We start from the raw sequence: 12,875 nt of genomic DNA on the forward strand, positions 1-12,875 counted from the left end.
GGGCGCTCCGCCCGTGCGGGTAGCCGTGGATCAGTGCTTCGCGGGCGCGCCCACGGTGATCAGCACCTGGTCGGCCGAGGCGGCCGGGGTCTTCGCCTGCCAGCCGTCCCCCGGCTTGTCGAAGCTCCACACCTTGCCGTCGTACGCGACCACGCCGATGCCGAGCTCCTGCGAGTGCGCCACCGCCCACTGCGCCACCGCCCAGCCGCCCTGGCGCTGCGCGTCCGGCCCGGAGGCCGTCCCGGCCGCCGCCTGCGGCGTGACGGCCAGCACGGTGCGCGGGTCCTTGTCCGCCTTGGCGGCCGGCGCGGCGACGACGGCCCGGCCGAACTCGCGGCGCACCCGGTCGGCGACACCCGGCGACTGCGCGCTCGCGGGGGCGGCGGAGGCGGCGGCGGCGTCGGCCGCCGGAGTGCCGTCGGCGGCCGGCGCGGCGACGAACTCGTGCACCACGCAGTCCAGCGCGGCCGGCGAGCGGCCGGTGAACACCGAGGCCAGCAGCGTCGCGTTGGTCTCGTGCTTGGCGTACGCCTGCGGGTAGCCGCTCTTCTGCACCGCCTGGGCCGCGTCCGTGAGCGGCAGGCTCGCGTAGCCGGGGACGCGCACCAGGCTGTCGAGGAACTTGTTGGTGGCGTACACCGGGTCCTGGATCTGCTCCGCCGTGCCCCAGCCCTGCGAGGGCCGCTGCTGGAAGAGACCGACCGAGTCGCGGTCGCCGCCCGCCAGGTTGCGCAGCTTGGACTCCTGCATCGCGGTGGCCAGGGCGATGGTCGCGGCCCGCTCGGGCAGGCCGCGGGCGATGGTGACGGCGGTGATCGTCGCCGCGTTCGAGGCCTGCGCGATGTCCAGCGAACCCTGCCCGGCCGTGGTGTTGACCTTGCAGCCCTCGGGCAGCGGGATCAGCTGCTTCCGGTTGATGAACAGCACCACGGCCGCCACCACCGCGAGCACCAGCAGACCGGTCAGCACCTTGCGGCGCAGCGGCCGGCGCGGACGCACCCGGTAGTCCTCGGACTCGTCGTACTCCTGGTACCCGTCCTGCTCCTGCTGCCGGTCGTACCCGTCGTGCCCGGGCCCTTCGTGGCCGTCATGTCCGTCGTGTCCGGGCTGGTCGTGCCCGTCGTACCCGGAGCCGTTCGGCCCGTTCTCAGTGCTCCCGGCCACCGCACTCCCTCTCGCCCTCGCGTTGTCGCTCGCACACCGTACCTACTCGGACGGCTGTACGGGGAGCGCGGTTGCGAGTGTGCCGTGCCACGCGGGAGCACCCCCGGCCGCTGCGTCCCGGGCCCGGCCGCACCGATACGCTTGGCGACCATGAGCAGCTCCGACGCCCCCCTTGACCTGTCCCTCGACGGTGGCGCGCTGACCGCCCGGCTCGTCGACTTCCCCTCCGTCAGCGGCGACGAGCAGGCGCTCGCCGACGCGGTGGAGAGCGCGCTGCGGGCCCTCCCGCACCTCGCCGTCGACCGGTACGGCAACAACGTCGTGGCCCGGACGAACCTGGGCCGGCCGGAGCGGGTGCTGCTGGCGGGCCACCTGGACACCGTGCCGATCGCCGACAACGTGCCGTCGTACGTCGACGGGGACCTGCTCTACGGCTGCGGCACCTCGGACATGAAGTCCGGCGTCGCCGTCCAGCTGCGGCTCGCCGCCACGCTGACCGAGCCGAACCACGACCTCACCTTCGTCTTCTACGACTGCGAGGAGATCGAGGCCTCCCGCAACGGCCTGGGCCACCTCGCCAAGCACCGCCCCGACTGGCTGGCGGCGGACTTCGCGATCCTGATGGAGCCCAGCGGCGCCATGGTCGAGGGCGGCTGCCAGGGCACCATGCGGGCCCAGATCGCGCTCACCGGCACCCGGGCCCACGCGGCCCGCAGCTGGCTCGGCGACAACGCCATCCACCACGCCGCCGAGCTGCTCGGCCGGCTCGCCTCGTACGAACCGCGCCGGGTGGAGATCGACGGCCTGGAGTACCGCGAGGGGCTCAACGCGGTGAAGATCGAGGGCGGCGTGGCGGGCAACGTCATCCCCGACGAGTGCGTGGTGACGGTCAACTTCCGCTTCGCCCCGGACCGCAGCGAGGCCGAGGCCGAGGACCACCTGCGCGAGGTCTTCGCCGGGTACCGGGTGCTGGTCACCGACTCCGCCCCCGGCGCGCTGCCCGGGCTCGCCCAGCCCGCCGCCCAGGCCTTCCTGGCGGCCACCGGCGGCCGGGCACGGGCCAAGTTCGGCTGGACGGACGTCGCCCGGTTCAGCGCGCTGGGCGTACCCGCCGTCAACTACGGCCCGGGCGACCCGAACCTGGCGCACAAGCGCGAGGAGCACTGCTCGCTCTCGGCCATCGCCGAGGTCGAGGACCGGCTGCGGGCCTGGCTGACCGGCTCCTGACCGTCACCTTCCGTTTCCCTGGCTATTCCCGGAAATCGCCCAGTGACGGGCGTAGGGTTTCGTCATGACAGGCACCGGAGACGAAAAGCGACACGACCGTGCCCACTACGGGCACGGCCCCGAGCGGGTCGAGGCGCCCGAGCGCCGGAAGGCCGTGCCGGAGAAGCAGAAGGGCCCGGTGCTGCTCCGCCGGGACCAGGTCGGCACCAGCACCACGGACCAGCGTCTGCTGGACACCACCGGCCCGACCGACTGGCTGCACACCGACCCGTGGCGGGTCTGGCGGATCACCTCGGAGTTCGTCGAGGGCTTCGGCGCCCTGGCCGAACTCCCCGCCGCGATCAGCGTCTTCGGCTCGGCCCGGACACCGGTCGACTCGCCCGAGTACGCGGCCGGGGTGGCCATCGGCCGGGCACTCGCCGAGGCCGGCTACGCGGTGATCACCGGAGGCGGCCCCGGCGCGATGGAGGCCGCCAACCACGGTGCCTCGGACGCCGGGGGCCTCTCGGTCGGGCTCGGCATCGAGCTGCCGTTCGAGCAGGGCCTGAACGAGTACGTCGACCTCGGGCTGAACTTCCGTTACTTCTTCGTCCGCAAGACGATGTTCATGAAGTACTCCCAGGGCTTCGTGGTGCTGCCGGGCGGGCTCGGCACGCTGGACGAGCTGTTCGAGGCGCTCACCCTCGTCCAGACCAAGAAGGTCACCCGCTTCCCGGTGATCCTCTTCGGCACCGCGTACTGGGGCGGCCTGGTCGACTGGCTCACCAACACCCTGGTCGCCCAGGGCAAGGCCTCCCCGGCCGACCTGGAGCTGTTCCACGTCACCGACGAGATCGACGAGGTCCTCAAGATCCTGGAGGAGAGCCGCCGCCCCAACGGGGACATCTGAGGGCAACCACAGCAGGGGCGCGGGGAACTGCGCGCGCAACCGTGCACGTATGTCGTGCCCTGGTCGCGCAGTTCTCCCCCAGCCTTCGGCCGGGAGGTGCCCCCACGCGCCCCTGTGGGTACCCAGTTGCGTACGGTTCTCCATACCCGCCGTCAGGCGAGTCCCCGGCGGGCGACAGCCGGGGGACGGGTGCCGCGGATCGAGGCGACCATGTCGAGGATCTGGCGGGTCTCGGCGACCTGGTGGACCCGGTAGACCTGGGCGCCGAGCCAGGCCGAGACCGCGGTGGTGGCCAGGGTGCCGAGCAGGCGTTCGTCCACCGGCTTGTCGAGCGTCTCGCCGACGAAGTCCTTGTTGGAGAGCGAGACCAGCACCGGGAAGCCCGTCGCGGTCATCTCCGGCAGGCGCCGGGTCGCCTCCAGCGAGTGGCGGGTGTTCTTGCCGAAGTCGTGCCCGGGGTCGATCAGCAGCGCGTCCCGCCGGACCCCGAGCGAGGCCGCCCGTTCCGCGAGCCCGACCGTGACCCGCAGGATGTCCGCCATCACGTCCTCGTACCCGGCCCGGTGCGGCCTGGTCCGGGGTTCGGCGCCGCCCGCGTGGGTGCAGACCAGCCCGGCGTCGTACCGGGCGGCGACCTCGGCGAGCTTCGGGTCCACCCCGCCCCAGGCGTCGTTGAGCAGGTCGGCGCCGACCTCGCAGACCGCCTCACCGACCTCGTGCCGCCAGGTGTCGACGCTGATCACGGCCCCGGGGTGGCGCTTGCGCAGTTCGGCGACGAACGGCACGGTACGCCGCAGCTCCTCCTCGACCGTGACCTCCTCGCCCGGCCCGGCCTTGACCCCGCCGATGTCCAGGACGGCCGCCCCCTCGGCGACGGCCCGGTCGGCGGCGGCGAACGCGGCCTCGTCGGCGAAGGTCGCGCCCCGGTCGAAGAACGAGTCGGGGGTCCGGTTGACGATGGCCATGATCACCAGCTCGTCGTCGCCGAACTCACGTGGGCCCAGGCGCAGTGCCACCGGTCTCTCCTCCACAGCTCCACCGGGTGCAATGATGGGCCCCGGCTACTCAGGGACCATGCTCGCATTTTCCAGTTCTGGTACCCATGACCGGGCCGACCAGGAGCCTCGGGAGGACAGTTCGTGTTCTGGATCATCGTGGCGGCGATGGCGGTGGTGGTCGGTGGCGCCGCGCTGGTGGCGCTCGGCTCGGGCGGCGTGCTGCCGGAGGCCGTGCACGACCGGATCGCCGCCCGGCTGCCGCAGGACCGCCCGCTGAGCAGGCACGACGTGGACGAGATCCGGCTCCCGATGGCGCTGCGCGGCTATCGGATGGACGAGGTGGACGACGTCCTCGACCGCCTCGGCGCCGAGCTGGCGTACCGGGACTCGCGGATCGCCGAGCTGGAGGCCGCCGAGGCCGTCCGCGGCGCCGTGCAGGCCGCCCCCGGCCCGCAGCCCGGGCTGGAGCCGCTGCCGGGGCTGGAGGACTTCGCGAAGGTGGTCGGCGCCGACCGGGGGAACGCGGACGCCGGGTCGTCGGCGGCCGGGGCGTCGGACGCCGGGACGGCTGACGGGACGGGCGACGGGACGTCTGCCGAGCAGGGCGACCGCCGTTCGGTGCCGGACCAGTGAGCGCCGCGGAGGTGACCGGCGCCGTCCTCGGCGCCGACGGCCTGCGCCGCTGCGGCTGGGGCGACTCGTCGGACGACTACCGGGTCTACCACGACACCGAGTGGGGCCGTCCGGTGCACGGCGACCAGGCGCTGTTCGAGCGGATCTCGCTGGAGGCGTTCCAGTCAGGGCTGTCCTGGATCACCATCCTGCGCAGGCGGGAGGGCTTCCGGGCGGCCTTCGCGGGGTTCGAGATCGCGAAGGTGGCCGCGTACGGGCCCGAGGACGCCGAGCGGCTGCTCCAGGACGAGGGCATCATCCGCAACCGGGCCAAGATCGCGGCGACCGTCGCCAACGCCAAGGCCGCGCTGGAACTCCCCGAAGGCGGGCTGGACGAGCTGGTCTGGCGCTTCGCGGGCGACCCGGCCCGGCCGGCGCCCCGCACACTGGGCGAGGTGCCGGCCGTCACGCCGGAGTCGACGGCGCTGGCCAAGGAGCTCAAGAAGCACGGCTTCCGCTTCGTCGGCCCGACCACGGCGTACGCGCTGATGCAGGCCTGCGGCCTGGTGGACGACCACCTGGCCGACTGTCACGCCCGGGGTCAGCGGCCCAGGTAGCGGGGCTTCTCCTTCGCGACGAAGGCGGCGACGGCGATCCGGTGGTCCTCGCTCGCCCCGGCCAGGGTCTGCAACTCGTCCTCCTTGTCGAGGAGTTCGCTCAGCGAGTGGGAGGCGGCGTAAGCCAGCGACTCCTTGATCGCGCCGTAGGCGACGGTCGGCCCCTCGGCCAGCTGCTTGGCGAACTCGCGTGCGGTCGCGGCGAGTTCGTCGGCCGGGACGACCTGGGTGGCCAGGCCCAGGCTGAGCGCCTCGGGGGCCTTCACGGTGCGCGGCAGCATCAGCAGCTCGGTCGCCCGGGCGTGCCCGACCAGCCGGGGCAGCGTCCACGAGGCACCCGAGTCGGCGGTCAGCGCGACACCGGCGAACGAGGTGTTGAACCCGGCGGTGTCGGCGACGATCCGGAAGTCACAGGCGAAGGCGAGCGAGGCGCCGGCGCCCGCCGCCACCCCGCCGACGGCGGCGACGGTCGGCTTGCGCATCCCGGCGAGCGCCCGCAGCAGCGGGTTGTAGTGCTCCGCCACGGTCTTCAGGGCCCCCTCTCCGGTCTCCCGGGCCCGCTCCAGCAGTCCCAGGTGCTCCTTGAGGTCCTGGCCCACGCAGAAGGCCTTCCCGCCCGCTCCGGTGAGCAGCACGGCCCGCACGGCCGGGTCCTCGGCGGCGGCGGTCACCGTGTCGCGCAGGGCCACCTTGGTCGGGGTGTCCAGCGCGTTCATCGCGTCCGGGCGGTTGATGGTGATGACGGCCAGGCCGCCGTCGAGCTCGTACAGCACGGAATCGGACATGGGTGATGGCTCCCCGGGGGTTCGTCGGGTGGGACGGAAGACGGCACGCAAGGTGCGACGGTGTCAGCATGCCCGAGCCCGGCAGCGGGTGGGGAGTGTGAGGTACGGCACCTTCCGGTGGCCCGTGAAGTCCCGTGCGGGCGGGGCTTCCGGCACGTATTGCGGCGGTCCGGACGGGTCTGGTCGTGCTTGCGGAGAGAGTGACGTTGGTCATCGGGCCGCCGCATGCGGGATAATGGCTTCCGATCAATGCGTTCGATACCGGCGGTGGACGGACTTGCCGGTACGTAGCTTTGCGGTTGCAGGAAGGGGAACGAGCATGGCGGCCATGAAGCCGCGGACGGGTGACGGCCCGCTCGAGGTCACCAAAGAGGGGCGGGGCATCATCATGCGAGTTCCGCTCGAGGGCGGCGGGCGCCTCGTAGTGGAGCTCACGCCTGATGAGGCCGAAGCCCTGGGCGATGCCTTGAAGAAGGTTGTCGGCTGAGACAGCAGGTGCTCCCCTGATCTCCTGGAGCTGCGTACAGAGCCCGGGCCCCGGCCCGGGCTCTGTCACGTCCGGACGCCGGCCGGGGGCCCGTCACGACCGTGCGTCGTACCGGGGGGCGCGTCGCGCGACCGGGACGCCGCAGGGCGGCCGCGTACGGGCCCTGGGCGGTGCGCTCAGCGCTTGACCGCGCAGAGCAGCCCGTCGCTCACCGGCAGCAGGGCGGGCAGCAGCACGTCGCTCTCCCGGACGTCCCGGACGAGCCCCCGGACGGCGTGGGTCTGCTCGTCCTGGTGCTGCGGCTCGGCCAGCCGGCCCTCCTGGAACACGCCCTCGAAGCAGACCATCCCGCCGGGGCGGAGCAGCCGCAACGATTCTGCGAGGTAGGACGCGGACTCCGCCGGGTCGCCGTCGCAGAACACCAGGTCGTACTGGCCGTCGGCGAGCCGGGGCAGCACGTCCAGCGCTTTCCCCGGGATGAAGCGCGCCCGGTTCGGGGCGAAGCCCGCCGCGTGGTACGCCTCGCGGGCGAACTGCTGGTGCACCGGCTCGGAGTCCACGGTGGTCAGCACCCCGTCCGGCCGCATCCCGCGCAGCAGGTAGACGCCCGACACGCCGGTGCCGGTACCGATCTCCGCCACGGCCTTGGCGTCCACGGCCGCGGCCAGCAGTCGCAGGCACGCCCCGCCGCTCGGCCCGATCGCCCGGATCCCGGTCCGGGCGGACTGCGCCCTGGCGTAGGTCAGCACCGCGTCCTCCCCGACGTAGGTGTCGGCGAGTGCCGCATGCGCGGGCCCGAACTCGCTGATGGCTGCCTCTTCCGGAGCGCGTTGATCCTGATGTCGATATTTCCTGCCACAGATTACTGGCCGACCGGGAACCGCGTTCGATGACCGGCCGTTGGTCCAGAAGAGAGCGGGTGATCGGCTCACGCACGATCCCGGTGGGTTGCCCACCGGGCTGCCGCAAGGGCGGTCGAGCACTTTTATCCAGATCTGACGGGTGAGGTGGATATGGTGGTGGCCCTGCTGGGCAGAAGAGCCGACCGAGGAGGTGTGGCCGAGGGCGACGCTCCTGTGCTGCGGCACTTCCGTGGCATTGCGTCGGTCCGTACGCCGAAGCCCGTGATGAACAAGTCCGCGCAGACCCCCCTGGACAAGACGACCGCAGCCGACGACGCGGTGGCCGGCGCCCCCGCCCCGCTCGCGACCTTCGCCGAGGGCCCCGACGCGCAGACCTGGACGCCCCCCAGCTGGGAGGAGATCGTCGAGGCGCACAGTGCCCGGGTCTACCGCCTGGCCTACCGTCTGACGGGCAACCAGCACGACGCCGAGGACCTGACGCAGGAGGTCTTCGTCCGGGTCTTCCGCTCGCTCTCCACGTACACCCCGGGCACCTTCGAGGGCTGGCTGCACCGGATCACCACCAACCTCTTCCTGGACATGGTCCGCCGCCGCCAGCGGATCCGTTTCGACGCCCTGGGTGACGACGCGGCCGAGCGCCTCCCCAGCCGCGAGCCGAGCCCGGCCCAGCACTTCAGCGACACCCACTTCGACGCCGACGTCCAGCAGGCGCTGGACACCCTCGCGCCCGAGTTCCGCGCCGCCGTGGTGCTGTGCGACATCGAGGGCCTCTCGTACGAGGAGATCGCCGCCACGCTGGGCGTCAAGCTCGGCACCGTGCGCAGCCGTATCCACCGTGGCCGCTCGCACCTGCGGGCCGCCCTCAAGCACCGGGCCCCCGGTGCCGCCCCCGGCCGGGTCCGGCGGGGCGGGACTTCGGAGCCGGTGCCCGTCGGCGCCGAGGCGGGCCCCTCCGGCGGGAGTGAACGGGGGCGCTCGTGACCAGCGCCACCCCGCCCGGTCCGGCCGGGTACGAACCACCGGGCCGGTCCCGGCGCGGCCCCGGCTGGGCGCAGCTCGGCCGTCGTGCCGAGCCCGCCGCCGCGCCCGAGCAGTCCACCGCGCTGCGGGCCGTCCCGGTCCGTGCCGCCGAGCAGCCCGCCGAGGAGCACCACCTCGGGGAGCGGCTGTCCGCCTTCGTGGACGGCGAGCTCGGCCACGACTCGCGCGAGCGCGTCCAGGCCCATCTGGCGACCTGCCCCGAGTGCCTCGCGGAGGCCGACGACGGCCGCGCGGTCAAGCACCTGCTGACGCACACCGTCACCCCGGGCCCGTCCGCCATGCTGATGTCCCGGCTGATGGCGGTCGCCGCGCTGCCCGACGACGAGCCGCAGGACGGCGGTGGCCCCGGTGCCACCGCGTCCGGCCCCTCCGCGGCGGTCGGCACCCTCGGCGGCAGCCGGCTGACCGGCGGTTCCTTCGGGCGCGGCGCCGGCGCCTCGTTCGGCGCGGGCGCGCTCGGTGCGCAGGCCCCGGTGCCCGGCGTCGACCCCCGGGCCGGCCGGGCCGAGCCCGGCTTCTTCGGCGGCCGGCGCTCGGACCGTTCGGACGACTCCCGCGGCACGGCCCAGCGCGTCCAGCGGCCGCTGGCGGCCCTGCTGCAGGTGCCGGTGGTCCGCCCGCCCGCCCCGCGCGGGCGTCGGCTGGTCTTCGCCGCCGCAGGCGCCTTCTCGGTGGCCGCCGTCACCCTCGGCGGGGTCGGCAACATCTCCGCCCTGACCAGCGAGGACCCGCAGCACGGCACGGCGGTCAACCCCGTCCGGGGCCCGGGCGGCTCGGTGGTCGTCCCCGTATCGGGTGAACTGTCGGTCGATTTCCCGGTGTACCCCGTCCGGGGGCCGCACGGGGTCGGCGCCGCTCTGCCGACACCCGCCGCGTCCCAGCCCAACGCGTACCAGGCCGTGCCCTGGCACCAGCTGCGCTAGGCCTCGCGGGGCCCGGCCCGGCCGGGCCGGGCCCCGCCGGTGGCCCACTCGACGTGCGGCCATCGGCTGATCTTCGCCCCGGCTTCACCTACTGCTTCACAGACTCCGGGCCCGAACACCGGTCGGCGGCCACTACGCTGTAGTGACCGCCGTCCTTGGAGCTCGTCGGGTTCGTCATCAGGAGCTGGGAGCTTACGTGTTTGCAGGCATAGGCCCTCTGGACGTCGTCACGCTGGTCATCCTGGCCGTGGTGATCTTCGGGCCGGACAAGCTCCCGAAGCTGATCCAGGACACCATGGGCTTCATCCGCAAGGTCAGGACCTTCGCGGACAGCGCCAAGGAGGACATCCGCAGCGAGCTGGGCCCGGAGTTCCAGGACTTCGAGTTCCAGGACCTGCACCCGAAGACCTTCGTCCGCAAGCAGCTGCTCGGCGGCAACGAGGACCCGCTCGGCTTCAAGGAGATCCGCGACGGTCTCGACTTCCGGTCCGTCCTGAACGACGAGCCGGCCCCGTCCGCCTCGGTCGGTCTGACCAAGCCGGCCGGCCCCGTGCCCGCCACCGGCGGCCCGGCGCTGCACGAGGGTGAGCGTCCCCCCTTCGACCCCGACGCGACCTGACCTTCCAGGCACCACGCCCCGCCGGTAGCTCTACTGTGCGGGGCTTCGCCGTGTGCGCCGCTATTGTGCTGGAGTGCTCCGCTGTGCCGCAGGTCACCGAGGTCTCGGTGGCGTCCCGACCCGCCGGGGTGCCGGCGTGCGCCACGATGGAGCGCGCTACCGCAGGGGACAGTGCGTTGAGGAGGCCCGGGGATGGACGCGACGAGTCGTGCGATGGGAACGGCCACGGCGGGGGAGCCGGCCGGGGCAGTGGTCGGCGCCCAGCCCGGACCGCCGGCTGACCCGCTGGCGCCGTACCAGGCGGCCGACTTCCCCTGGTACGGGCTGGACGACGCCTGGACGGGCCGCCGCTGGCTGATGCAGGCCGGTGCGGGCAACAACCGCGCGGCCCAGCGCGGCAGCGTGGACTACGGCACCCTCGGGCACGGCGAGGAGCCCGCCAAGCAGTACGAGGCCAGGGACGTCCGGCGGTTCGCCGTGGTGGTCACGATGGCCCGCCGCGAGGTGCGGCGCAGTGCCGACAACACCGGGACGCTGGAGGCCACCACCGCCTCCTCCGCCGCCTGGCTGGCCGGCTCCGGCCTGCTCGCCGCGACCTGGCCCGGCCAGCTGGACCGGGCCCTGCGGCAGGACTGGCTGGACCAGCAGACCGCCCTGGCCTGGGACCTGGCCGACGACCTGGACGGCCCCGGCTGGTCCTCGCTCACCTTGCCGGTGAACGGCCTCCCGCAGCCCTTCCGCTACCGCGAGTCCGAGTACGGCTGGGTGCTGGCCGGCGAGGCCCCGGGCGTCCTGCTCGGCGCCTACGGACGCGGCGTCAGCGCCTACGGGACGGGCTTCAGCGCTGTCCCGGACCTCACGGCGTACACCCGCCGCTGAGCGGCTCCGCCGGGGAACGGGAGCGGCGGCGCGGGCTGTTCCCTTCGAGGCCGTGCCGCCGCCACCTGCTCGATAGGCTGTCCGGGTGACACAGACGGAGTTGGTGGTCGATCTCAGAGGGCGGCAGATCAGGTCGTCCGCGGACTTCTGGGACGCCGTCGCCGTCCCCTGCGGCCTGCCGGAGTGGTTCGGCCGGAACCTGGACGCCTGGTGGGACACGATCGAGACCGGTGGGATCTCGGAGGTCATCGACCGCCACGACCGCCTGACCGTCCGAGCGGACCGACACGGCCTCTTCGCGCCGGGCAACCCGGACGGCGCACGCCTGGCCGAGGTCTTCGAGGAGTCCGGTCGGGCCACCCTCGAACTCGGCGGTCCTACGGCGTGGCCCGGCGACGAGGCGTAGACGCCTGTGGATCGGACCTGGGCACGTCGTCCGACGACCCTGTAACGGCGTCAGCACTTGCGTGAAGCGGACGCAGACGGCCCCGGACGGTGAGGTCCGGGGCCGTCTGGGGCCGTACGAGCTGAGCCGCTGCCGGCCGACGTTGCCGAGAGGTCAGAACTTGTTCTTCGGGGTCAGCCCCAGCGACAGGCCCGAGAGGCCGCGCTGGCGGCCGCCGAGCTTGCCCGCGATGGCGCGCAGGGCGGTGCCGGCCGGGGAGTCGGGGTGGGAGAGGACGACCGGGCTGCCGTCGTCGCCGCCCTCGCGCAGGCGGATGTCGATCGGGATGGAGCCGAGGACCGGGACGGTCGCGCCGACCGAGCGGGTGAGGGCGTCGGCGACGGTCTGGCCGCCGCCGGTGCCGAAGACGTCGACCATCTCGTCGCAGTGCGGGCACGGCATGCCCGACATGTTCTCGATCACGCCGACGATCTTCTGGTGGGTCTGCAGCGCGATGGTTCCGGCCCGTTCGGCCACCTCGGCGGCGGCCATCTGCGGGGTGGTGACGATCAGGATCTCGGCGTTCGGCACCAGCTGGGCCACCGAGATCGCGATGTCGCCGGTGCCCGGCGGCAGGTCCAGCAGCAGCACGTCCAGGTCGCCCCAGTAGACGTCGGCCAGGAACTGCTGGAGGGCGCGGTGCAGCATCGGGCCGCGCCACACCACCGGGGCGTTGCCCGGGGTGAACATGCCGATCGAGATGACCTTCACGCCGTGCGAGGACGGCGGCATGATCATGTCCTGGACCTGGGTCGGGCGCCCCTCGACGCCCAGCATGCGCGGCACGCTGTGCCCGTAGATGTCGGCGTCCACGACGGCGACCTTCAGCCCGTCGGCGGCCATCGCGGCGGCCAGGTTGACGGTCACCGAGGACTTGCCGACGCCGCCCTTGCCGGAGGCGACCGCGTACACCCGGGTCAGCGTGCCGGGCTTGGCGAACGGGATCTCCCGCTCGGGAGCGCCGCCGCGCAGCAGCGTGGAGAGCTCCTTGCGCTGCTCCTCGCTCATCACGTCGAGCTCGACCTCGACGCCCGTCACCCCGGCGACCCGGGAGACCGCCTCGGTCACCCGGTTGGTGATCGTCTCGCGCATCGGACAGCCGGAGACGGTCAGGTAGACGGCGACCCGCACCGCGCCCCCGTCACCGATCTCGACCGATTTCACCATGCCGATCTCGGTGATCGGTCGGTTGATCTCAGGGTCGTTGACGGTCGCCAGCGCCTCGCGTACGGACTCCTCCGTGACGCCGACCGCAACCTCTGTCTCGTTGGCCATGCCTTGATGGTACGGCGCGCCTCAGCGGTGCCGACCCGCCAGTAGCGTGCT

Annotated in this window: 15 protein-coding genes; 10 read left to right on the top strand and 5 right to left on the bottom strand. The window is 73.2% G+C overall.

Annotated features, from left to right (window positions below; all coding sequences use genetic code 11):
* Positions 1–30: 30 nt before the first annotated feature.
* Entirely contained in the window at positions 31–999 is a 969-nt protein-coding gene (locus ABD330_RS02405; protein WP_425555429.1) for a VldE C-terminal domain-containing protein, read from the bottom strand.
* 315 nt (positions 1,000–1,314) lie between these two features.
* Between ABD330_RS02405 and dapE the strand changes: the two genes are divergently transcribed.
* On the top strand, positions 1,315–2,391 hold the full coding sequence (dapE, locus tag ABD330_RS02410; RefSeq protein ID WP_344460127.1) for a succinyl-diaminopimelate desuccinylase: 1,077 nt from the start codon (positions 1,315–1,317) through the stop codon (positions 2,389–2,391).
* A 64-nt stretch (positions 2,392–2,455) separates the two neighbouring features.
* On the top strand, positions 2,456–3,280 hold the full coding sequence (locus tag ABD330_RS02415) for an LOG family protein (RefSeq protein WP_344460129.1): 825 nt from the start codon (positions 2,456–2,458) through the stop codon (positions 3,278–3,280).
* A gap of 152 nt (positions 3,281–3,432) precedes the next feature.
* On the opposite strand, the gene folP is transcribed toward ABD330_RS02415, so the two are convergent.
* Complete coding sequence (gene folP / locus ABD330_RS02420; RefSeq protein ID WP_344460590.1) at positions 3,433–4,245, bottom strand: dihydropteroate synthase; 813 nt, start codon at positions 4,243–4,245, stop codon at positions 3,433–3,435.
* A gap of 174 nt (positions 4,246–4,419) precedes the next feature.
* Between folP and ABD330_RS02425 the strand changes: the two genes are divergently transcribed.
* Positions 4,420–4,911: a DivIVA domain-containing protein gene (locus ABD330_RS02425; RefSeq protein WP_344460131.1), complete on the top strand. Its 492-nt coding sequence runs from the start codon at positions 4,420–4,422 to the stop codon at positions 4,909–4,911.
* An 11-nt stretch (positions 4,912–4,922) separates the two neighbouring features.
* Positions 4,923–5,507, top strand: a complete 585-nt coding sequence (locus ABD330_RS02430; RefSeq protein ID WP_344460592.1) for a DNA-3-methyladenine glycosylase I — start codon at positions 4,923–4,925, stop codon at positions 5,505–5,507.
* On the opposite strand, the gene ABD330_RS02435 is transcribed toward ABD330_RS02430, so the two are convergent.
* Positions 5,492–6,292: an enoyl-CoA hydratase/isomerase family protein gene (locus ABD330_RS02435; protein ID WP_344460132.1), complete on the bottom strand. Its 801-nt coding sequence runs from the start codon at positions 6,290–6,292 to the stop codon at positions 5,492–5,494. The two genes, ABD330_RS02430 and ABD330_RS02435, sit on opposite strands and share 16 nt — an antisense overlap.
* A 319-nt stretch (positions 6,293–6,611) precedes the next feature.
* Between ABD330_RS02435 and ABD330_RS02440 the strand changes: the two genes are divergently transcribed.
* Positions 6,612–6,779, top strand: coding sequence for a DUF3117 domain-containing protein (locus ABD330_RS02440; protein ID WP_280715156.1), 168 nt, complete (start codon positions 6,612–6,614; stop codon positions 6,777–6,779).
* 176 nt (positions 6,780–6,955) lie between these two features.
* Here ABD330_RS02440 and ABD330_RS02445 read toward each other — a convergent pair whose 3' ends face one another.
* The gene (locus tag ABD330_RS02445; protein ID WP_344460594.1) at positions 6,956–7,588 is read right to left on the bottom strand and encodes an O-methyltransferase; all 633 of its coding nucleotides are present in this window, start codon (positions 7,586–7,588) and stop codon (positions 6,956–6,958) included.
* Between the two features lie 318 nt (positions 7,589–7,906).
* Here ABD330_RS02445 and sigE point away from each other — a divergent pair, with 318 nt between their 5' ends.
* From sigE to ABD330_RS02470, 5 genes are all read left to right on the top strand, one after another.
* The gene (sigE, locus tag ABD330_RS02450) at positions 7,907–8,623 is read left to right on the top strand and encodes an RNA polymerase sigma factor SigE (protein WP_425555430.1); all 717 of its coding nucleotides are present in this window, start codon (positions 7,907–7,909) and stop codon (positions 8,621–8,623) included.
* The gene (locus ABD330_RS02455) at positions 8,620–9,606 is read left to right on the top strand and encodes a zf-HC2 domain-containing protein (RefSeq protein ID WP_344460136.1); all 987 of its coding nucleotides are present in this window, start codon (positions 8,620–8,622) and stop codon (positions 9,604–9,606) included. Before sigE ends, ABD330_RS02455 begins: the two co-directional genes overlap by 4 nt.
* A gap of 196 nt (positions 9,607–9,802) precedes the next feature.
* Positions 9,803–10,225, top strand: a complete 423-nt coding sequence (locus ABD330_RS02460) for a sec-independent translocase (protein WP_344460138.1) — start codon at positions 9,803–9,805, stop codon at positions 10,223–10,225.
* A 192-nt stretch (positions 10,226–10,417) separates the two neighbouring features.
* A complete protein-coding gene (locus tag ABD330_RS02465; RefSeq protein WP_344460140.1) occupies positions 10,418–11,104 on the top strand; it encodes a hypothetical protein in 687 nt (228 codons plus the stop codon).
* Between the two features lie 85 nt (positions 11,105–11,189).
* Entirely contained in the window at positions 11,190–11,510 is a 321-nt protein-coding gene (locus ABD330_RS02470; RefSeq protein ID WP_344460141.1) for a barstar family protein, read from the top strand.
* Positions 11,511–11,663: 153 nt separating this feature from the next.
* On the opposite strand, the gene ABD330_RS02475 is transcribed toward ABD330_RS02470, so the two are convergent.
* Entirely contained in the window at positions 11,664–12,824 is a 1,161-nt protein-coding gene (locus tag ABD330_RS02475) for an Mrp/NBP35 family ATP-binding protein (protein ID WP_344460143.1), read from the bottom strand.
* Between the last annotated feature and the right edge of the window lie 51 nt (positions 12,825–12,875).

Origin of the sequence: Kitasatospora kazusensis, assembly GCF_039529945.1 — a bacterium.
In the GTDB taxonomy this organism is placed as follows: domain Bacteria; phylum Actinomycetota; class Actinomycetes; order Streptomycetales; family Streptomycetaceae; genus Kitasatospora; species Kitasatospora kazusensis.